This window comes from Vibrio sp. 2134-1 (assembly GCF_033339495.1).
On sequence record NZ_JAWOUS010000006.1, the window covers coordinates 19,432 to 40,721 of the forward strand.

The following is a 21,290-nucleotide window of genomic DNA, read 5'->3' on the forward strand; positions in this document are numbered from 1 at the left end:
AAAGGGGGATTAACCATTGGTTAATCCCCCTTTTTTATGTCCTCAATCGGACCACTGCTTTTTCTTATTTATGTGATAACGCTATGTTGATGGTTGCTCAACAGTTTCTGCGCTATTGCTGTCTGCCGTTGGTGCTTTACCCGTTTTACGTCGGTACTTATCTTCCCAGTAATCTGCGCCTTTAATGCCCAGTGCAACAGGGTTAAATGTAAAATCGGTCACACCACGTTTTTGTTGCTCTTCGTAGTCGTTCAGTGCTTTGAGTGCAGGCTTCGACATAAAGAAGATGATCAAAATACCGATGATGTTTAGCCACGCCATCAGTCCTACGCCTACATCACCCATCGCCCATGCTAAGTTGGCGGTTTTCACGGTTCCGTAGAACACGGATGAAATAATGATGACTTTCAGAATAAACATCAGTCCATTTACTTTGAACGTACGACGAATGTAAGCAATGTTCGTTTCTGCAATGTAGTAGTAAGCCAGAATGGTCGTAAACGCGAAGAAGAATAGAGCGATTGCGATGAATGGTTTACCCACGCCAGGTAGTGCGCTTTCGATCGCCATCTGTGTAAACACAGGACCATTTGCACCAATATCCGCTGGTAGGTTTTGAACCAGGAATGTACCTTCAATCGCACCATTTACGTTGTACGCGCCAGTGATAAGAATCATGAACGCGGTTGCTGAACACACAAGTAGAGTATCGATGTAAATAGAGAAAGATTGAACAAGACCTTGCTGAGCTGGGTGATCAACACTCGCTGCTGCTGCTGCGTGAGGACCAGTACCTTGACCTGCTTCGTTGGAGTAGACACCACGTTTTACACCCCAGCCGATTGCTGCACCAACGCCTGCCATTGGTGTGAATGCGTCACCAATGATCATGCCGAAAATGCGTGGAACCTCACCAATGTTTAGAAGGATGATGACAAACGCAGTAATGATGTAAGCTAACGCCATAAATGGCACAACGACTTGGGTAAAGTTCGCGATACGCTTTACGCCACCAAAAATGATGAAAGCCAAAATGACACAAACAACCGTACCAGTGAAAATTTTAGCAAAACTGAAGGTACCAATAGCGGTTTCAATCATGTCACCTGAGCCAAATGCGGCTTCTACTGCGTTACCGATACTGTTCGATTGAACGCCAGGAAGTAGAACACCACAAGCAAAGATGGTCGCGATAGCAAAGATCCAAGCGTACCATTTTTGTCCCATTGCTTTCTCAATATAGTAAGCAGGGCCACCACGGAACTCGCCTTCGTCTTCTTCTTTATAAATTTGTGCAAGTGTTGATTCTGCGTATGCGGTTGCAGCGCCAAAGAAGGCTACGACCCACATCCAGAATACGGCGCCTGGGCCACCGAAACCGATAGCAGCAGCAACACCAGCAATGTTACCTGTACCTACACGGCCAGACAGTGAAACGGCAAGTGCCTGAAATGATGATATCCCTTTTGTTGAACTCTTCCCTGAAAGTAATAAGCGCCACATCTCAAAGAAGTGACGAATTTGTACAAAACGCGTCATGATTGAATAGAACAAACCTGCGCCAAGGCACAAATAGATCAGTACCGGGCTCCAAATAATTCCATTCAGAAAATCAACTAATGACTGCATGAGTATTTTCCCTGTTAGTTGTGTTTGTGGTTGTTTTTCACACAATACATTACCCTTTATGTAATGCAATTGTTAACTTTTTTAGCTACAAATCCTTTGTAGCGTGATGATGAACACAGAATGGAGAGTAGTTGTTAAAATTTGGTTCTTGTTGCTTATTTGCTCCTTTTAGGTAGAAGATTTGCCTGATGATTAATTATGCAGCACATTGTCATTTAAATGTGCTGCGATTTTGATGAGTTAAAAATGCCAGTGGTTATGCATTTTGTGGAGTAAGTGTCTGCCTGTTTTTTGTTCAGTCATGTCCTCAGGCGTAACGACAAAGGTTAAGCTCCGCATTATCCATCACTTTTGCTTTTTCACCTTTCATTACGCTTGCTAGCAATTGACCTGAACCACAAGCCATCGTCCAGCCCAGAGTTCCGTGTCCGGTGTTAGTAAAAAGGTTATCGTATTTAGTCGCGCCGATAATTGGTGTGCCATCAGGCGTCATTGGCCTAAAGCCGCTCCAAAACTCAGCTTGGCTGAAGTCACCACAACGAGGAAAAAGATCACGGATGACCATTTCGATGGTGTTTTTGCGCTTTTGTGGAAGGGAAGCATCAAACCCTGCTAATTCTGCGGTGCCAGCTACGCGAATTCGGTCATCAAATCGAGTCATAGCGACTTTATAGGTTTCATCCATCACAGTAGATCGAGGAGAGAAGTGTTCATCTTCCATCGGGATGGTGAGTGAATAGCCTTTGACAGGGTAGACCGGAATATCAATATCGAGTTGCTTGAGTAGCGCTGTAGAGTAGCTGCCAGAGGCCACCACATATTGGTCTGCTTTAAATTGTCCTCGGTTCGTTTGGACACCTATGATCTTTTTGCCTACTGTAACCCAATTGCTTACTTCAGTATCGAACTCAAACCGGACACCGTGTGCCTTAGCAAGCTCCGTTAGTTGTTGGCAAAATTGATGGCAATCGCCCGTTTCGTCATCAGGTAGATGCAAGCCACCAACCAGTTTGTCTTTCACAAGTGCAAGCCCTGGCTCTTGTTCAATACATTGTTCGACGTCCATTAGCTTAAATCGGGTTCCGCTTTGTTCAAGGAGCTGCATGTCCTTTTCAATGGCTTGCAGCTGTTGATGTGTTCGGAATACTTGCAAGGTCCCAAACTGACGTCCTTGATACTCAATGGCGTGTTCTTGGCGTAACTGTTCTAAGCAAATACGGCTGTGGTTGGCGATCGAAAGCATGCGAGCCTTGTTAACTTGATAGCGAGGTAGGGTGCAGTTCGCGACCATTTTACTTGCCCAGCGGATCATGTCGGCATTCAGAGTGGGTTTGATTTTAAGTGGAGCATGCTCCTCCATTAACCACTTAATGGCTTTAACAGGAACACCAGGCGCAGCCCAAGGCGAAGAATAGCCATATGAGATCTGCCCGGCATTGGCGAAGCTCGTTTCCATGGCACTGCTTGCTTGGCGGTCAATGACGGTAACTTGATAGCCTGCTTGAGATAAATACCAAGCAGAGGTTAAGCCGATAACGCCGCTGCCTAATACGATGACTTCCATTGATGCACTCCACACATTTATCAGAGTGCTCAGTTTCTTTTCTTTACCTTTTGTTAACAATCGATATAAATTACACACAGCGTTTAGAAAAACTATAGGCTCAAGGATGAAAAGTAATCTGATAAGTGGTTTGTGTTTATTTAGCCAAGTCGCGGAGTACAACAGCTTTACTGGTGCTGCAAGACATTTACACCTCACCACTGGTGCCATAAGCCAACAAATTATTCATTTGGAAGCGTTATTAGGTTTTACTTTATTTGAACGCCACTCTCGCGGTATTCGTTTAACCGTAAAAGGCACTCAGTTACACCAAGCGACGCAGTTTCACTTTTCGGAACTGAGCAAATTGCTTGATGAGCTCAAAGTAGAAAAGCAAACCAATGAAATTCGTTTGAAGTTGACGCCTTCTTTTGCTTTCAAATGGTTAGTCCCAAAGCTCGAAAGCTTCCATCATGATAATCCGGATATCCAAGTACAAATCTTTGCGGAAGGTGCGCTGGTAAATAGTGAGATAAAAGACTATGACGTCGCAATTGACTATGGTCTTCATCCTTATAGAAATGCTAACGCGGAGCTGATTTTGGATGAGCATCTGCTACCGGTGATGAGTCCAAAATACCTTGAGGATCATGGCTGGCTAAAAACGTTGTTTGGTGAGCAAAAAAACTCAATGCCAGTGAAGCAATGGCAAGAGGCGACGCTACTACACGATGCGATGCCATGGGAAAAAGCGACGCGTGACTATGAGTGGCTATATTGGGCGTCAGCGATGGGGTTGGATTTTAAAACCGATATCGGACACTTTTTTAATCGAACGGATATGGCGATGTCTGCAGCCGAAGCAGGCGTTGGGATTGCGATGGCACGAATGGCACTGATTGAGGATGAATTGACGACAGAGCGTTTGGTTTCTCCATTCAAACCGATTCCTGCCAATGCAGGGTATTACTTGATCATGAACACACGTACGAATGCGACAGAAACGTTTCGTCACTGGTTACTTGGACAGTTGAATTAGCGTTTTATCTCTGTGATTCATCCCTACGTTATTTGTTGAAAAATTGGGCAATATAAGTTTTAAGCAAGGTAAGTGCTTTGCTTGCCGCTATTTGAGTGATGAAAGACAGGGAAGAACATGAAAGACGAAACGCTATCCATCCATTTTGGTTACGAAACTGACCCTACCACTAAATCTGTCGCGACGCCGATTTATCAAACAGTCGCGTACGAGTTTGACAACGCGCAGCACGGCGCTGATCTGTTTAACTTGGAAGTGCCGGGGAATATCTACACTCGCATCATGAATCCGACTAACGATGTTCTGGAAAAACGCATGGCGGCGTTAGAAGGCGGCATTGCTGGATTGGTCGTGAGTGCGGGGAGTGCAGCGATTAACTATGCAATTCTGACCTTAGCGCAAGCGGGCGATAACATCGTTTCTACGCCGCAACTTTATGGCGGTACTTATACCTTGTTTGCGCACATGCTCCCAAATCAAGGTATTCAGGTGAAGTTTGCTAAAGATGACAAGCCAGAAAGTTTGGCCGAGTTAATTGATGAAAATACCAAAGCGGTGTACTGCGAGAGCATTGGTAACCCTGCGGGTAATATCATTGATTTAGAACGTGTGGCGGAGCTTGCTCACGCACAAGGCGTGCCTGTGATTGTGGATAACACCGTCGCGACACCAGTGCTGTGCAAACCCATCGAGTTCGGTGCGGATATCGTAGTTCACTCTCTCACTAAATACGTTGGTGGGCATGGCACCACATTGGGTGGCGTGATTGTGGATTCCGGTAAATTCCCTTGGGCGCAGCACAAAGGCCGCTTTCCCGTTTTCAACCAACCAGAACCTTCTTACCACGGCGTGGTGTATACCGAAGCGTTTGGTGAGGCGGCATTTATCGGGCGCGCGCGTACCGTACCATTGCGTAATACCGGTTCGGCATTATCACCGATGAATGCATTTATGCTTATGCAAGGGCTAGAAACGTTACCGCTGCGTATGGAACGCCATACTGAGAATGCACTCAAAGTGGCTGAATTCTTGGAACAGCATGACAAAGTCAGTTGGGTAAGTTATGCCGGATTGCCAAGTTCTGAACACTTCCATCTCGCCGAAAAATACATGAAAGGTAAGCCTTCTGCGATTTTGTCGTTTGGTTTAAAAGATGGTTATGACGCTGGTGTGCGTTTTTATGATGCTTTGAAAATCTTTAAGCGTTTGGTGAACATTGGCGATGCAAAATCATTGGCTTGCCATCCTGCATCGACGACTCATCGTCAATTGAGCGAAGCAGAACAAAAACAAGCTGGTGTGTCTCCAGAGATGATTCGTTTATCGGTGGGTATTGAACATATTGACGATATTCTAGCCGATTTAGAACAGGCACTAAACGCGTAAAACGATTCTGTTTTTAGCTTTGGGTTACCCATAGGCCAGCCTTTAAAAAAGCTGGCCTATTTTTATTTTATTGTTTAAATATCAAGGGTTTTGGTGTTTTTGGTTTGTGGTATTCCAAAAGCTCATAGAGGGTGAGATTTATTCTCTTGTCACGTTTGGGTTTGTTCCTGATGATGTGTGCAAGTATTACACATTGGAAGGGACTCAAATGTCTTACGTATTTCACCGTCATTGCCATGCCACGCTACCAATCATCGATAGAGGTGAAGGTGTTTATCTATTCGATAAGCATGGAAAGCAGTATCTCGATGCTTGTGGTGGTGCTGCGGTATCAAACCTTGGCCACAGTCATCACGCCGTTAAAAAAGCCATGTTGGAACAGATCGAGCGAGTGCCATTTGCTCATACTGGATTTTTTACTAGTGACAGCAGTGAGCGACTAGCGGAATTGATTTGTCAGCAAATGCCTAGGCAGTTCAACCATGTGTATTTAGTAAGTGGCGGATCAGAAGCGGTGGAGTCGGCACTAAAAATGGCGCGGCAGTATTTTGTAGAATCAGGTAAGCCAGAGAAGAAGCAATTCATCGCGCGTCAGCAAAGTTATCACGGTAATACGTTGGGAGCTCTGGCGGTCGGTGGTAATGAATGGCGACGTGAACCGTTCAAACCCATCTTGCATCCGAGTCATCACATTGCCCCTTGCTATGCTTATCGTTATCAGCAGAGTCATGAGTCGGAATTGGATTACTCATTGCGAGCGGCGAATGAACTAGAGGCAAAAATTCTTGAGCTGGGGGCTGAGAATGTCATGGCTTTTGTCGCCGAGCCTATTGTGGGAGCCACCGCTGGAGCTGTGCCTGCGACTCAAGGTTACTTCAAACGTATTCGCGAAATATGCGACCAATACGATGTGTTATTGATCTTGGATGAAGTCATGTGTGGCGTTGGGCGAAGTGGCAGTTTTTTTGCGTTTGAGCAAGAAGAGGCAGAGCCCGATCTGGTTTGTATGGCTAAAGGGCTTGGTGCGGGTTATCAACCTATTGGCGCGGTGGTTGCGAATGATCGAGTCTATCAAGCTATTGCTGATGGAAGCGGTTTTTTCCAACATGGTCATACTTTTATGGCGCACCCTGTGGCGTGCGCTGCTGCCGTGGCAACCATTCAAACCATCTTCCAAGATGATTTATTAACGGCGGTTAATCGGCAAAGTGCTTTGCTGCGTAATGAGCTTACTTCTGCATTGGCCCATTTACCGTACATTGGCGACATTCGTGGTAAAGGCTTGTTTGTTGGCATTGAGCTGGTGGCGGATAAAGAAAGCAAGGCGCCTCTGAGTAAAGCCACATTGGCAGACAAACGCATCAAACAGCGAGCAATGGAAAATGGCTTAATGTGCTACCCAATGGGCGGAACGATTGATGGCGTTAATGGACACCATATTTTGCTCGCACCGCCATTCATTATTCAGTCTCATCATATTGATGAACTAGTCGGTAAACTCTCACTGACGTTAAAAGAGGTGGCGGAGACATGGAAGTAGCAAACCAATATTTGCGAGAACCTATCGCCATTATCGTGGCCCCAAACGGTGCTAGAAAAACTAAGTACGATCACGCCAACTTACCCATGACAAAAGACGAACTGGTTGCAGAGGCTATCGCTTGTCAAACGGCAGGGGCTGCCATGATCCATTTGCATGCTAGAGACGCCAACGGATGTCATTCATTAGACATCGACGACAACATGGCAATTTACCATGCCGTGAAAGAAGCGGTGGGAGAAACCTTGATGGTTCAGCTCACCACAGAAGCGGTGGGTTTATATTCTCCGCCACAACAGAGGGCGTTAGTCAAAGCTGTGAAACCTGAAGCGGCTTCTTTCGCATTGAGGGAGTTAATCCCCGATCGCGCAAGTGAGAAAGAAGGGCATGTCTTTTTCCATTGGTTGGCAGAGCACAACATCGTGAGCCAAATTATTCTCTACGATACAACCGACATTGAACGTTATTTCCAACTACGCGATGCGGGCGTGTTACCTAAAACGTATCAGCATGCATTAGTGGTGTTAGGGCGTTATCACCAAACTCAACAGTCTTCGCCATGGGATTTACGAGGTTTGAATTTGGCGCGTTTTGACGAGGAAGAAATTCGATGTGCCATTTGTGCTTTTGGTGCGCGAGAGCAAGACTGTTTAGCGAGTGCGATGTTACTTGGATTCGATGTGAGAGTGGGGTTTGAGAATAACCACTTCGATGTGGCAGGCGAATTAGCAATCAGTAACGCGGCTCAGGTGGAAGCTCTACGCGATGTGGCGCATTGCTTCGCGATTCCTTTACACAGTGCGCAAAGTTTGCGTTCAGTTTTAAAGTGAATCTGTTTGAAGCAAGGAAAATAAAGAAGAACGGAAAGCAAAAAGGCTCCATCGGAGCCTTTTTGGTATTTGTCGTTAGTTTTCGGTTTGCACTGCAGGTTGGCGTGCTGGGTGTTTGATAAACACCGCCACAATGGCTGCAATTGCCAGCGCGAAACAGTAGTAAGAGTTGGCAACCACTTCTAATGGAGAAAGGTTAAATACTGAGCCTAGCAACAATACTTGCGCGCCGTAAGGCAAAATGCCTTGTACCACGCACGAGAAAATATCCAACAAGCTTGCTGAGCGACGAGGAGAGACATTGTTCTCTTCCGCCAACTGACGCGCCACGCTACCCGATACGATGATGGCGACCGTATTATTTGCCGTGCAACCATTCACCATAGAAACCAAGCCCGCGATACCTAGCTCACTTGCGCGGCTGTTCGCGTGTTTTGAATGGCTAGAGCCAAACGCGTGGATAAGGCTACTAACGAAATTTGTTAGAAAAGCAAGACCACCTTGGCGACGCATCAGTTCACTCAAGCCACCAATCAGCATGGATAACAAGAAGATCTCTTGCATGTTACCAAAGCCTTTGTATACGTCTTGGGCTAGATTAGTTAGTCCGTAATTGTCAATCGATGCCAAGCTCACGCCGCCAGCCAAAAGAATGCCAATCGACAGAACCACAAACACATTCACACCAGATACCGCTAGGATCAAAATAGTGATGTACGGCAAGACTTTTAGCCACTCAATATCGCCAGTTGCAGGCACTTGAGTCGCAGTACTGTTGAAAGCGAACACTGCAATCGCGATCAACGCCGCAGGTAAAGCAATACGAATGTTCTCTTTAAACTTGTCTTTCATCTCACAACCTTGAGAGCGTGTCGCCGCGATGGTGGTGTCAGAGATGATAGAAAGGTTATCACCAAACATAGCGCCGCTCAGTACAACGCCTGCGGTTAACGGTAAGCTCATTCCTGCTGATTCAGCAATACCCAACGCTACGGGGGCAACGGCTGCGATGGTACCCATCGAAGTCCCCATTGCTGTTGCGATAAAAGCAGAAATCAGAAAAATGCCCGGTAAAATCATGCTGGTTGGAATAGCGGATAAACCAAGGTTCACTGTTGCATCAACACCGCCAGAGGCTTTTGCTACCGCAGCAAAGGCACCTGCAAGCAGATAGATCATACACATTGCGATGATGTCTGGGTGGCCAACACCACGCATGAAGTGTTCGATTGAGCGGTTAAGTTTCTCTTTACTTAAAAGAAACGCAATGATGATGGCTGGTAACACCGCTATGGGTGCAGGCAGCTGGTAGAAGGCAAATTCCACGCCTTGCAAAGATAAGTAAGTGCCTACGCCAATAAATAGCGCAAGGAATACAATTAATGGGATCAGTGCGACCGCAGACGGTGCAACTGTTTTAGTAGTTTGTTGGGAACCGGACATGTAAACGACAATGTTAATGATAAGAGAGAAGAGCAGACTAATATCACACTTCTACATTGTCAACGTCTAGACGTCTAAATGGCTGTTTAAATTTTACACGTAAAGAAAAAGATAAAAGCTCGTGTTGCGTATCTCACTGATACCACGAGCTTTAGTTATGCGTTAATGAAGAGACTGTTGTTATTGCATTGATTTGGCTTTTTTGCGTTTAACAATACCTAAAACCATCCACGTAAATAAGACAGCAGCAAATGCCCATACCAGATATTTGTATTCGGTGTACAGGTTGCTCAACACGCTTAAATGCTCAAATGCAAAGTGAGTTAACAAGCTGAATACCAATACCCAAACCGTCGCCGCGAGGGCGTTACCGAGCAAAAACTCTCTACGTGGCATTTTCGCGATACCGCATGCAAGAGGCATAAATTGCTTCATTCCTTCAATAAAGCGGCTGACGACCAAGCACGTAGGGCCGTATTTCTGGATAGTCAATTGAAGCGTTTGCATCTTCGGGCCGGAAATGTAGCCTTTTTTATCCAACCAGCCTTCAAAGTAATAGCCGATTAGGTAACCACAGGTATTACCCAAAAAGCAGCTCAGCCACGATACCATCATTACCATACTTAGGTTCATGACTTGTTCTGACGAGAGCAAAGATGCCGCGATCATCAGTGATTGACCAGGCATCGGGATACCTATCCCTTCTAGAAATATACTGACAATCAGCGCAACGTAGCCGTATTGCTCAAGCAAAGGCTTCATTGACACGAGAAGTTCGTTAATATGTTCCAAAAGCTTTCCCCTAATAAAAGCGGAACGAAGTTGGAGTGATACTCCGAATGTCCTATTGGGTCAATTCTTGTTTCTCACCATTGAGAAAAACTGACATGCCTCTGATAATTGCGCAGAATCAACCTGCAGCAGGCTTTGTTCGCCGCCACGCTCTTTGGTAGCGGCGAATTAGGGAGATCCTTATGACTCTTTGGCTTTGGTGAATGCACCATACAAATCAAGGCGGCGATGACGTAAGTTGGTGACAGAGCCTTCGGTATTAAGCTGTTTCAACTTAGTCAAATCAACATCAGCGAAGATTATCATTTCGGTGTTGGCGCTTGCTTCTGTCAAGGTCGCATCGTGTGGAAAATAGATATCCGACGGTGAAAATACGGCAGATTGTGCGTACTGGATATCGACATTATCAACACGAGGTAAGTTGCCGACACTGCCCCCAATTGCAACGTAGCATTCGTTTTCGATGGCTCGTGATTGGGAACAGATTCGTACTCGTTGGTAGCCATTTTTTGTGTCTGTCCAGAAAGGAACGAACACAATTTGTGCGCCTTGCTCGGCGAGCATTCTTCCCAACTCTGGGAACTCGCTGTCATAACAAATCAGTATGCCGACTTTGCCTGCATCGGTTTCGAACACTTGAACATTGTCACCACCGTCGATCACCCAGTCTTTTTGCTCATGGGGCGTGATGTGGATCTTATATTGAGCGTTTATTTCACCATCTCGTTGCAGCAAGTAGGCCACATTATACAACTTGCCATCCTCGATGACGGGCATACTGCCTGCAATAATGTTGATGTTGTAGGTGACGGCCATCTGCGAGAAGCGGTTTTTGATCTCTTCTGTAAAGCTAGCCAAAAAGCGAATTGCTTCGACGGAATTTTGGTCGTTTTGCAATCCCATCAGCGGCGCGTTAAAGAATTCAGGGAATAGGGCGAAATCGGCTTTGTAGTTCGCAAGAGAAGAAATGAAGAACTCAGCCTGATCGAGCAAGTCCTCTAAGTCATTCATGGCGCGCATTTGCCACTGCACAACACCAATCCGAATCAGCGTTTTTTCTACATCATGGACGGATTGAATATCCTCTTCGTAGAAGAAGTTATCCCACTCCAGTAGAGTTGCGTAGCCTTTAGAAGCACTATCCTCTGGCAAGTAACCACGCATAATACGCTTTACATCGAAGTCATTTGCAAGCTGAAAAGACAAAATAGGATCGTGAAGCTCACGGCGTTTTATCTTGTCGATGTATTCAGCCACGCTCAATTCGTCAGCATATTTGTGGTAATTCGGGATGCGGCCACCGGCTAAAATTGCTTTGAAATTCTTACTCCGGCAAAGTTCTTTACGCGCATCATACAGACGGCGACCTAAACGCAGCCCACGGTAGTCCGGGTGAACAAATACATCGAGACCATACATGGCGTCACCGGTCACTTGGTTTTGGATGACGTTGTTCTCGGTGATGATGTCGGTGTACAGGTGAGGAAGTGAAAATCGGTTGTAGTCCACTTTGATTGTTAGCGCTGCGCCGACAATTTTTCCGTTATCCTCAATACAGATTTGTCCATCAGGAAACTGATGAATGAGATCCATGATGGTCAGGCGTGGCCATGAGCCACCAACATCAGGAAAAACAAGGTCCATTAATTCCGCGAGCTCTGGGTAATCGGTCGGCTCAATGGTGCGTAAAGAGAGTCTTGGCGTGTTGCTGTCCATATCCTACTATCCATTTATCCTTTTTAAATAGTATGGATGAGAATGCCATAAATTTGAGCAGACAGATACCGAAGTCTTTGAGTTGTTTTGGTTTACCTAAACGAGTTTAAAGAAACAACATTAACTTAGCTTGCTCTTCAACCATTCGTAAAACGCCGCCACTTTCTTAGCCGATAGGCGATAATTCGGGATCATCACGTAATAACCATAATCACTCTGTAAAGTTAGGTTGAGAATATGTTGGATATCCCCTCTTAAAATAGAATTCTGCGCCATAAAATCAGGAAGTAAGGCGAGTCCTTTTCCCATTTTGACGGCTTCGTAAGCTAGGTAAAAATGTTCAAAGCCTACAGAGTGATAGGTAACGGTTGATTCTACTGCATGTGCCGCCTTAAATTGCTCCCACAACTGAGGACGAGTGATTTGAGGTATCAGCGGATAGTCGCTAACAGCGTGCACATTCTTGAGTGCAGGAGCGTTAGTACCGACCAATAGTAGTATTTCTTCGCATAGTAAGTGGCTGTATTCATAATGCGTGGATAATGGAAGGCAGCGAATATGTAAGTCACTTTCGTTGCTCGAATCTTTGACGTTCCCATCCCCAGTACAGACTCTTACTCGGATGTTAGGATGTTGCTGGTGGAAGTCATCAATATTAGGTATCAACCAAAGACTGGCAAAAGAAGGGGTTACGTCCACGGTGAGTAATTCTTGCTTTGAATCTGACTGGATTAAGTTGGCAGTTGCATGCTGAATAAGCTCCAAAGCTTCTGTGACTTGCGGCAGATAACGCTTGCCTTCTTCGGTTAACTCAATACCACTCGCCCATCTTTGTATTAAAGGTAAACCCACCAATTGCTCCAGCGATGCGATTTGTTTGCTTACTGCGCTTTGCGTAATACATAGGGCATCCGCTGCTTTAGAGAAACTGAGGTAATTAGAGACCGCGACAAACGTCCTTAATGCTCGAATAGAAGGGTATTCACTGCCTTTTAACATACTTCAGTTCCATTAAACTCTGCTTAGGCAAAGAGTAGAATATTCACGGCTTGAAGCAAAGTAAGATGCAACGTATGTGTGATTAGCTTCCTTTCTTATAAAAACTAGCTAAGCATTTTTTTGACTGATTAATCTACAAGAGTATTTTAGATGTTTATTTAATTTCTTTGAAAAATCTACAAATTAACAAGAATCTTTTTCACATCAGCGATTAACCTCAATTTAGTATTGTTTATATAAAGTAAACAGACAGCTCTTTTTTTCTATTTTTGTTCGGCGATCTTTAGAGTATTGTCAGTATTCTATAAAATTAAATATATTTTTCATTAATTTAAAGTTGGCATTGCATTTGCTCTTTACTATTCGAACCTTCAATGGAACTTATATTAGGAGAACGAAATGAAAAGCAATGTTGTTACTTTGATTAGCCTTTTTTCTTTAGCAACGTTTAGTACTTTATCACATGCTGCGGACTCCAACGATCATGGTGTATATGTTGGCGCCAACTACGGTTACTTAAAAGTTGATGGACAAGATGACTTTGATGATGACAGCGATGTTATTCAAGGTTTAGTTGGTTACCGTTTTAATCCTTACTTAGCGTTGGAAGGTGGTTACATTGATTTCGGTAGCTATGGTAATAACCTAGCAAATGCCAAAACGGACGGCTATACAGCGGCTCTAAAAGTTACCGCTCCCATTGCTGATCGTGTCGACCTTTACGCAAAAGGCGGTCAAATGTGGTACTCGACGGATTACAACGTTGCGGGCTTCCAAGGCAACAAAGATGATGAAGGTGTATTCGCTGGTGCCGGTGTGGGTTTTAAAGTTACTGATAACTTCTTAGTTAACGCAGAATATATGTGGTACGACGTAGAACTCAATGCGGAGAATGTCGCGAACGGTGCAAACACGGAAACAGACTTTAACCAAGCATCACTAGGTGTAGAGTATCGCTTCTAATATAGTTAGCCGTGCTGGACTCAATAAAAGTGCGAAGCAAAATAGCTTCGCACTTTTATTATTTATCATTCAAATAATTTAAGACCGATGAAGCGTATATATAAAACGATGGCTAATTTATTTTATTGTTACTCCAGGGTATTTAATACGTTACTAGCATGACTGTCTAGCCTTTTTACTAACCTTGAAAAACAAAGCTTTATTGCTCTACAAGTAATATTAGATAGGTTAATTTCCGCATTGCCTGACATTACATTTATGTGGCCTATAATACCGCGCACGTGTTCGTTACATTCATTTTTTAGCTCTGAAATTAGCTAATTGAGCCCAAGTAGCAAGGCCTACGGTCGCATCTGTTGTATTATATGACCCAGACCTGAAATTCTTAGTAAAGTCAAAGTTGAAGAGACTATTTTACTTACCCAACCATCAGTCATCCGAGCGTTATATCTATTGTTGAAGTCAAGAAATACGTTGCGTTCTAGATAAGTTTAAGGCTTAGATTGTAGTGCCGATCACTCATTACTTGTAGCGTTATTGACATAACCCGGAACAGATTTTTTCCCAGTCCATGAGCGTGGAAGTCGATACCAGAACCTCCTTCTAACCGATACTCAATATCCCCCATAAATGGACAAAGAGGAGACATAGGAACTGGAGTTGTATCATGAGTGCATTGTTTAATTTCCATATAAGTCAGAGTCTATATAACCAAATAAATTACATTGGCTGTTTACGTAGTAGTCATCGTTTTCTTCATCATCAATTGAAAAAGCAAAGTACTTAAGAGGGTTCTCAGTGTCACAAGAAAGGTTAGCCATGTTATTTTTTACGTAATCCTCTATTTTATAACCATCAAAGCTTCCTTCCCAAATAATAGTACTTTCATCATTACTGAGTTCTGCGACTAAAACAATAGTTACATAGTGCTCAATAAGAGGAGTGCTTATGATGTTTTTATTTTCATAGACTGGAGAAAATTCAAAGCGACCAGTACTGTCTGTGAATGTTGATAAGTCTATTGATTTCCCTGACGTGCTTAAACCAATACTAAGGCTAACCTTCAGGCTACTAAGTGGTTTTCCTTTCTTTGTTAACACACCATTGATTTTCGGTGTGTATTGATTAACGTGTTCGTCATTCAATTTACTTTCTTCAAAATTCATTACAATGCTCACTAATATGACTGTAATAATTCCAGCAACTTAATTTTTCACAACAATACTTTCATTTTGAAATTTAAAAATCTATATATGTTGTGTTTCTGTTCAATATCTAAGGTTAACTTTGTGATTAGAGTTACATTATTTTTTGTAACTACTATTTGTAGTCATTACATCTATAGAGTTGTAATGAAACAAGCGAGTAGGGACTAACAATAAATGCATCAATCAATTCATCGAGGGAGATGAGTATAGGCTTTAGACTTAGATCTAGTTATCTCTTAGAAAGGATAGGTAAGCAGAAAACTTTTAAGTTGCAGGGCTTTTAGTACCATGCTCTCTGCCTTTTTGATTAGTACTTATGAACTTCTTGTTTACTGATTAATACTCAACGAGTTTGTAAACCTACATGGGCCAAAGGTATGCGGTAATTTATGTAGTAAGATTTCAGAAAGCATGAATGTTTGAAAAAAGAGACTATTTTAGTTGATACAAAAAAGGCCACCCGAAGGTGGCCTTTTCCAAACGTTTGGTGGAGCTGGCGGGAGTTGAAATGGTTTCTCACTTTTCATAAATTCAGTAACTTATAACGATGTTACCAATTTGGTGTTGCATCAAATGTTACATCAATTTCCTGCTTCAAAAGGAACTGAACCCGCGTCCATGTATTACTAAATCATTTAAAAATGCTAGCTTGCTATAGCAATTTAATCTAAAGCAATAGCGCTGATACTGAGTATTTTACCCAGCCTCACCATCTATTAGTAGCGATTTTAACACATCGGGAGAAGACGGTAGCATTCCGACTTTTAAGCCAAATGGTTTGAATACCTTGTTGAGAATCTCTGTATTGTAGCTGCCCCGATCATTCTCTATATCTGAGAGTGTTTTTCTTGAGACATCTACAAGTCTTGCGAACACATCCTGTTTGAGTCCCAGTATATTAATGCGTAAACTTTTTAACGCTTGGCCTTGTGTTAGCTCTCCAAGCAATAAGTGTTTGATGATTTTGTTTGCCTCTGTTTTGCGTTCTGCTGCACTTACTGCTTTGGCGTTTTTTGAGGTTTTCGATCTAGTCGGAGTATTAAGTTGCGATCGTTCTTTGGTCGAATGAGTTGCATCCGTCCCAGTCTTGGGTTGATGTTGATTTCGGTTTGCTCTTAGACGAGCAACGGTATCTTGTACGGACTCTTTATTGCTTGGCTTATTCATAGTAGCCCCCATTTAGTGAGCTTTTCTGATATATGATTAAGTCCAACGGCTGGCATCTCTAAGATTTGTTCTGGTACTCCTCGTAATGCTAGTCTCTGCTTTAAATTAAGGCATTTACTTGCAGTAACCTCTAGTTCTTGTAATAACACTTCTTTTGGCACGAGATCAGATAAGGTGTCCGCTATTCCTACGAAGTCGTAAGTTCCGCCAACCTCTAGTGGGGCTTTCCATTTTGTTGTTCTTGGAATGCCTTCAGGATCAGCTTTCATTGGTGCGAAGTCGTAAACGGGAGCAAGCTTTATGACTCCATCACCTTTTAAGAATGAAGTGTTTCTGCCATGGTTATCACTATTACCAAACAAGATGTTGAGTAGATCTCTCTTCACCCATTCAATGACGAAAGCTTGGGTATCAAACCTATACCCTTGGTGTTTAACCATATTGCTTTCAGTAATTTTTTCTATGAGAGTTCGGATTGTTGTTTCGTGATCAAGAGTGACCCCAGCGCCTTTGTTCAAAATGGAATACACAGATTCCATGCCAAATCTCTCTATTTGTTGCTCAATAATTTGAACATCAAATCGAGGAAGCCACAAGGAAGGGTAGTTTAATCCTTCCTCCAAGCGCATACCGTCGGTGGAGATCGTTTCAACTCCCATTTCAGTTAGCTCGTGGTAGAAGTAGAACTCAGCTCTTAGAATATTACAGTCGATGGTGCTTCTTGAGCCTCTAGGGTACTTTACTAAGTAATGTAAGTCGTGGTTGCTATTGTCATCTTGGTATGGGTCAATCCATATTTTTTCGCTACCAGATCCATGATCGAAACCGCATCGGAGGATCAGTTTTGGCGCTTCACCTCCAGCCCCAGTTGCACCACCTGCGGCTGCCCCTCTTTGTTGTGCATAGTCGAGGAAATCACCTGCTCGATTTTTAACATCATCAACAGAGAAGTAGAGGTTGTCTGCTACTTCGTAGCGCTCAGGAAGAGAGTCTTTTACTCTTAAGTTACCAATAGGCGACATTGTGCCAAACTTGAGCAAAACATAGTCTTGTTCATCAGAACTAAGGTCTTCAATATCCAGGTGTTTGACCCAGTATCGTCTACTAGCACCACTAGGCATAATATCGTCTAGAAACGTTAACCATCCAGGTTTACCCATGTCATCAAAAAAGAATGAGACAGGGTGATTTAGTGAAACAGCGTGAAAGTCATCTTTATCGTGATGTTCTAGCGCATAGTCGCTGAGGTAGTTGAGTTCAGTCACTCGGAAATTATGTTGGCTACTTTTAGGGAATGAGATGATACCAATATCTATCCATTCACCTCTGAGAAAAGCTTGTACGGTTAGTTCTTCCATCGACAACACCTCTACTTATCAATGAGTAAAACTTTACTCTTAAAGTCATTTTTTTTCAAGTTATGAGTAAAGTTTTACTCATTAATGTGTGGTGAGACTCTTTATGAGTAAATGATTACGCATAGCTTGTGTAAGTCAAAATTGTTGATGAGCAGAATGGATTATTTTAGCTATGAAAGCTGCGATAGGGAGTGGGGCGTTAATTGTTTGTTCAGTTATGCAGGTTGTTCATAATAAATGAACAGTTGCCTTAAATGAACAAAGTGAATGAGGAGATTAAGAATGGCTGCTACATACAAAAATACAGTTAATACACTTTAATGCGCGTAAAAGTGTTTGAACGTTACCTTTTAATGCGCATAAAAGTGTTGTTTGCTGTGCAGATAGATGATGAACCTGTACATAATTCCTAGGGCCTTATTCACAAGGTGATCAATGCACGAAGTTAAGAAAGCCCTAGCGGACTTTCAGATGCCGAAGTCTATTGTTGGCTAGCTCTTATAGGTAATAAGCTTTATTAGTAAGTAATCCACTGGTTAAGCGGACAGAACCCTTGGGGTTAGAAATAAATGTGGTCCTACCGTCCGCAATGACTTTCTCTACAGCATCATGTTGATGTCCTGCCACCCAATACCTAGCTCTTGAGATCAACTCATTACTCAACCCTGCATGATAATACGGAGCATAATCGCTGCTGGCATTTTGCTCGAAAGCAAAAGCTTCTTTAGATGGAAGGTGGTGAGATATTGCTATATCAACTTTCTCTGGAAAGTTGTTAATGAATGCTTTGTGCTGCTCTTCAATCATTTGATGGCTGATGTACTTTGTATCATTCATCAGTTCTGAGTACGCATCAATCAGTGTAGACGAGTATGTGTGAATAGGAAACCAAAGAGTTCCCCCATAAATGCTATATCCATCTAAATTTATTGACTCATTATTCAAAAAGAACAGGTTTTCAGTTGTATCACTATGAGCCTTAAGCTTGGCTAGTACGGAACCCCTAGAATCTTTGAGAACGTCAGAGTTAGCACTAGATTTGCACCTAACGGACGTACTTCTATGGCGGTAGGGTTTACTCTTATTGCTATACCATTCATGGTTTCCTGCAATCATTATCACAGTCTTAAAATGGCGGCAAAGTACATTCTTCACATACGCCATGCCTAAGAGGCCGTTCGCTGTGTCACCTGCAACGACTAAAGTGGCTTCGTTATCGAAGCTATACCAGAAATCACGGCGTATTCCGTGAATGTCGAGATGCAGATCGGAAACAACGTAAAACTTCAAACTATCATGACCTTAGAGTTGATTGACTTCTCCATGGTACAGGGGTTTTTTAGATTAGAGAAGTGAGCACATACGCTAAGTACTTTAACATCAGTAGCTTAAAGTGAAACTTCCATGGAAGACAATGATTGGACGCTTTGTTTGATTTTTCGGCACTAAGATTTAGACACTAACTTTTAGTGTCTAAATCTTAGTGGTTTATAACTGTATGAAATTAATCGTTTTTATTGTAAACAGTTAAGATTTTTTGCTGAGGAAACTTCTCAGAGGCTGGCGAGAGTGTAATTGTGCTACAGCCGTGTGTACGGCAGGCATTTTTATGAGCGAGGCTGATATGAAGAATGAGGCTAAGGCTACAAGAAGTGATAACGAGCAAGCCGAATCAAAGGATAGTAAGGTTACGCTAAATGGACTTCTTGACTTGCTTGATCACGCTATCTCTACCAATACTGATAAGCTAGTTGAAGTAACTGAAGCCCTCAAAATAGAACTGGAAGAGATCATCGATGGCTATCAAGTTGGCCTAGACGGAAAGTATCAAGAACAATCACCATTCGAGTCTGCACAGCATGAAGCTGTGCTATGTAAGCGGCATGCGCCGCAGTAACGAGTGATGGAAATCATGCACAATAGCTTTCTTGCAGTGTATTCTCTAATTCTTTGCCGAGAATAATCTCAAAGTCAGTAAATACAGCAATAGGGCGGCAAGCGTTGCCTTTTTCCTCGAACTGGATGAATCCTTTTGATGATAAGTCGTCGAGAGTTCGTGAGAGTTCGCGGGTATGATGACCGCTAATCTCCGCAAGCTCAGCTAGGCTTTCAGGCTTTCCTCTACTGATCAGAAGAATTAGTTCGATATTTTCATTACACAGTAACTTTGAGACTTCATCTAGTGATGTGAACCAAAATGTCGGTAGATGCTTGTTATGACTAATGTTGCCTGCGGCCACACTAATCATATGCCTACGAATGAGATCTTCCGATGCAACCCCAATGCGAGCTTTCATGAGTATCCTTCTCAGAACGAAGTAATAGAACACCCTAGTGTATACGACGCTGTTCTGAAAGAAAAAGTGGATAGTTATATTCGCTATGCGAATGGATGCGTATTTCGGAGCATTCCGAACAGTCATTTCCCCCAGTGAATGCCACTTTCATGATCGAGAGGTCAAGAGAAACAACGATGTCCTATTCTCATCGACCCCCTTTCGATTCAGCGAGCTAAGGTCTACGAGCGATCTCTAAAAGCAAATTTCTATGGTCTAGGAGTGATCTTCTTCTAGATGAGTATGTCTGTAAGTCATTGTATTTGTTTTGTTATTCCTTTAGAGGCTCTTGGTCTACGTGCGTTCTCAAAAAGCAATTTTCTGTGGTCTATGAGTGATCCTCTCCATAAAAGCCGAGGTGCAGGAGCGAGCAGAACGAGATTCGTGAGTGGTTAGATAGAATAGAAGAACAACGATACCAAAGTACTGTAAGTGGTTATTAACTGACTGATTATAATGGAAGTTATGATATGTTGCGACCACGTAACCTTTGACCGATCATAAACATTGGCGGGTAACGATTCAAAAATCTATCTTAGAGGTCAAGAGAAACAACGATATCTGAATAGTCACCGATTTTATAGACATGCTTCGGTTAGACTCGTTTACTTGGTTTTATCCAATTCAACTTATCCGAAGTGCACGATTTTGAGCACCAACTATAATTCGTCTCTGCCCCATTCAAAGTTAGAAATAGGGATGATGCTTGTATCGAATATCTGTTTTGCAATAATTATTTTAATGATGTTGTTGATTTCAATTCAGCCTTTCACTTTTCATGGGTTTACTTTTAAGTTATTGATTTTATGGGTAATAAAAATCAATCAAAAAATAGATATCTATTATGTTCATATAGTGTATAGTGGCAGCAGCTCAAACGGTGAGCTATTAGTAAAATATTTAGTTCAAGCTCTTCTCAGTTTTTATTCGATTAAATTCGTCATATTTATCCTGCGATACCTTTTTCTTCATTCCTTATTTAGTAGCTTTCTTTTTAACTTAATCAATGTATCGAGATATATTATGTCAAATAAATCAACAGGCTCAGTAAAATGGTTTAACGAATCCAAAGGTTTTGGATTTATCACCCCTGATAACGGCGGTTCTGACCTATTTGTTCACTTCAAATCAATTGTTAGTGAAGGCTTCAAAACATTATCTGAAGGCCAAAAGGTTTCTTTTGTTGTTGAACAAGGTAACAAAGGCCCTCAAGCGGATAATGTTACGTTAGTATAAAATATTTCTAAAAAGTCTCTTCTGTCGAGGAGACTTTTTTACTTTATGTTTAATAAAGATTCTGAACGTTCGAAATACGAATAAAAATAAATATTGGGATCGATA

Annotated in this window: 18 protein-coding genes; 7 read left to right on the top strand and 11 right to left on the bottom strand. The window is 42.7% G+C overall.

Translation table 11 applies throughout. The features are described from left to right. Positions 1-81: 81 nt before the first annotated feature. On the bottom strand, positions 82-1,629 hold the full coding sequence (locus R7R78_RS09105) for an alanine/glycine:cation symporter family protein (protein WP_005381681.1): 1,548 nt from the start codon (positions 1,627-1,629) through the stop codon (positions 82-84). Between the two features lie 307 nt (positions 1,630-1,936). Then, positions 1,937-3,193 (bottom strand): D-amino acid dehydrogenase, encoded by a 1,257-nt coding sequence (locus R7R78_RS09110; RefSeq protein WP_005383728.1) that lies wholly within the window; start codon positions 3,191-3,193, stop codon positions 1,937-1,939. A gap of 106 nt (positions 3,194-3,299) precedes the next feature. Between R7R78_RS09110 and R7R78_RS09115 the strand changes: the two genes are divergently transcribed. The 4 genes from R7R78_RS09115 to R7R78_RS09130 all read left to right on the top strand — a co-directional run bounded on the left by R7R78_RS09115 (position 3,300) and on the right by R7R78_RS09130 (position 7,967). Then, a complete protein-coding gene (locus tag R7R78_RS09115) occupies positions 3,300-4,211 on the top strand; it encodes a LysR substrate-binding domain-containing protein (protein ID WP_017635708.1) in 912 nt (303 codons plus the stop codon). Between the two features lie 117 nt (positions 4,212-4,328). Continuing rightward, positions 4,329-5,597: an O-acetylhomoserine aminocarboxypropyltransferase/cysteine synthase family protein gene (locus R7R78_RS09120; RefSeq protein ID WP_225473439.1), complete on the top strand. Its 1,269-nt coding sequence runs from the start codon at positions 4,329-4,331 to the stop codon at positions 5,595-5,597. Positions 5,598-5,805: 208 nt separating this feature from the next. Further along, positions 5,806-7,137, top strand: coding sequence for an aspartate aminotransferase family protein (locus R7R78_RS09125; RefSeq protein ID WP_213968977.1), 1,332 nt, complete (start codon positions 5,806-5,808; stop codon positions 7,135-7,137). After that, positions 7,128-7,967 carry a 3-keto-5-aminohexanoate cleavage protein gene (locus tag R7R78_RS09130; protein WP_206975485.1) on the top strand — a complete coding sequence of 280 codons (840 nt, stop codon included), beginning with the start codon at positions 7,128-7,130 and terminating at the stop codon, positions 7,965-7,967. The genes R7R78_RS09125 and R7R78_RS09130 overlap by 10 nt, the downstream gene beginning before the upstream one ends. Before the next feature lie 75 nt (positions 7,968-8,042). On the opposite strand, the gene R7R78_RS09135 is transcribed toward R7R78_RS09130, so the two are convergent. The 4 genes from R7R78_RS09135 to R7R78_RS09150 form a co-directional block, all read right to left on the bottom strand. Next, the gene (locus tag R7R78_RS09135) at positions 8,043-9,410 is read right to left on the bottom strand and encodes a Na+/H+ antiporter NhaC family protein (protein WP_167426846.1); all 1,368 of its coding nucleotides are present in this window, start codon (positions 9,408-9,410) and stop codon (positions 8,043-8,045) included. A gap of 180 nt (positions 9,411-9,590) precedes the next feature. After that, complete coding sequence (locus R7R78_RS09140; protein WP_005381671.1) at positions 9,591-10,178, bottom strand: DedA family protein; 588 nt, start codon at positions 10,176-10,178, stop codon at positions 9,591-9,593. A 204-nt stretch (positions 10,179-10,382) separates the two neighbouring features. Then, on the bottom strand, positions 10,383-11,918 hold the full coding sequence (locus R7R78_RS09145) for a bifunctional GNAT family N-acetyltransferase/carbon-nitrogen hydrolase family protein (RefSeq protein WP_005381670.1): 1,536 nt from the start codon (positions 11,916-11,918) through the stop codon (positions 10,383-10,385). Positions 11,919-12,038: 120 nt separating this feature from the next. Next, the gene (locus R7R78_RS09150; RefSeq protein ID WP_213894157.1) at positions 12,039-12,917 is read right to left on the bottom strand and encodes a LysR family transcriptional regulator; all 879 of its coding nucleotides are present in this window, start codon (positions 12,915-12,917) and stop codon (positions 12,039-12,041) included. A 399-nt stretch (positions 12,918-13,316) separates the two neighbouring features. Between R7R78_RS09150 and R7R78_RS09155 the strand changes: the two genes are divergently transcribed. Next, entirely contained in the window at positions 13,317-13,880 is a 564-nt protein-coding gene (locus R7R78_RS09155; RefSeq protein WP_213894156.1) for a porin family protein, read from the top strand. 680 nt (positions 13,881-14,560) lie between these two features. Here R7R78_RS09155 and R7R78_RS09160 read toward each other — a convergent pair. From R7R78_RS09160 to R7R78_RS09175, 4 genes are all read right to left on the bottom strand, one after another. Next, on the bottom strand, positions 14,561-15,046 hold the full coding sequence (locus tag R7R78_RS09160) for a DUF6795 domain-containing protein (RefSeq protein ID WP_047102125.1): 486 nt from the start codon (positions 15,044-15,046) through the stop codon (positions 14,561-14,563). A 738-nt stretch (positions 15,047-15,784) separates the two neighbouring features. Beyond that, positions 15,785-16,267 (bottom strand): helix-turn-helix transcriptional regulator, encoded by a 483-nt coding sequence (locus R7R78_RS09165; RefSeq protein WP_029786578.1) that lies wholly within the window; start codon positions 16,265-16,267, stop codon positions 15,785-15,787. After that, positions 16,252-17,613 (bottom strand): type II toxin-antitoxin system HipA family toxin, encoded by a 1,362-nt coding sequence (locus R7R78_RS09170; protein ID WP_025575426.1) that lies wholly within the window; start codon positions 17,611-17,613, stop codon positions 16,252-16,254. The genes R7R78_RS09165 and R7R78_RS09170 overlap by 16 nt, the downstream gene beginning before the upstream one ends. A gap of 498 nt (positions 17,614-18,111) precedes the next feature. Further along, complete coding sequence (locus R7R78_RS09175; protein WP_025575428.1) at positions 18,112-18,903, bottom strand: metallophosphoesterase; 792 nt, start codon at positions 18,901-18,903, stop codon at positions 18,112-18,114. A gap of 319 nt (positions 18,904-19,222) precedes the next feature. Between R7R78_RS09175 and R7R78_RS09180 the strand changes: the two genes are divergently transcribed. Further along, positions 19,223-19,510 (top strand): hypothetical protein, encoded by a 288-nt coding sequence (locus R7R78_RS09180; RefSeq protein WP_025575430.1) that lies wholly within the window; start codon positions 19,223-19,225, stop codon positions 19,508-19,510. Between the two features lie 13 nt (positions 19,511-19,523). On the opposite strand, the gene R7R78_RS09185 is transcribed toward R7R78_RS09180, so the two are convergent. Continuing rightward, positions 19,524-19,910: a transcriptional regulator gene (locus R7R78_RS09185; protein WP_025575432.1), complete on the bottom strand. Its 387-nt coding sequence runs from the start codon at positions 19,908-19,910 to the stop codon at positions 19,524-19,526. A gap of 1,062 nt (positions 19,911-20,972) precedes the next feature. Between R7R78_RS09185 and R7R78_RS09190 the strand changes: the two genes are divergently transcribed. Then, positions 20,973-21,185 carry a cold-shock protein gene (locus R7R78_RS09190; RefSeq protein ID WP_005379019.1) on the top strand — a complete coding sequence of 71 codons (213 nt, stop codon included), beginning with the start codon at positions 20,973-20,975 and terminating at the stop codon, positions 21,183-21,185. Positions 21,186-21,290 lie beyond the last annotated feature (105 nt).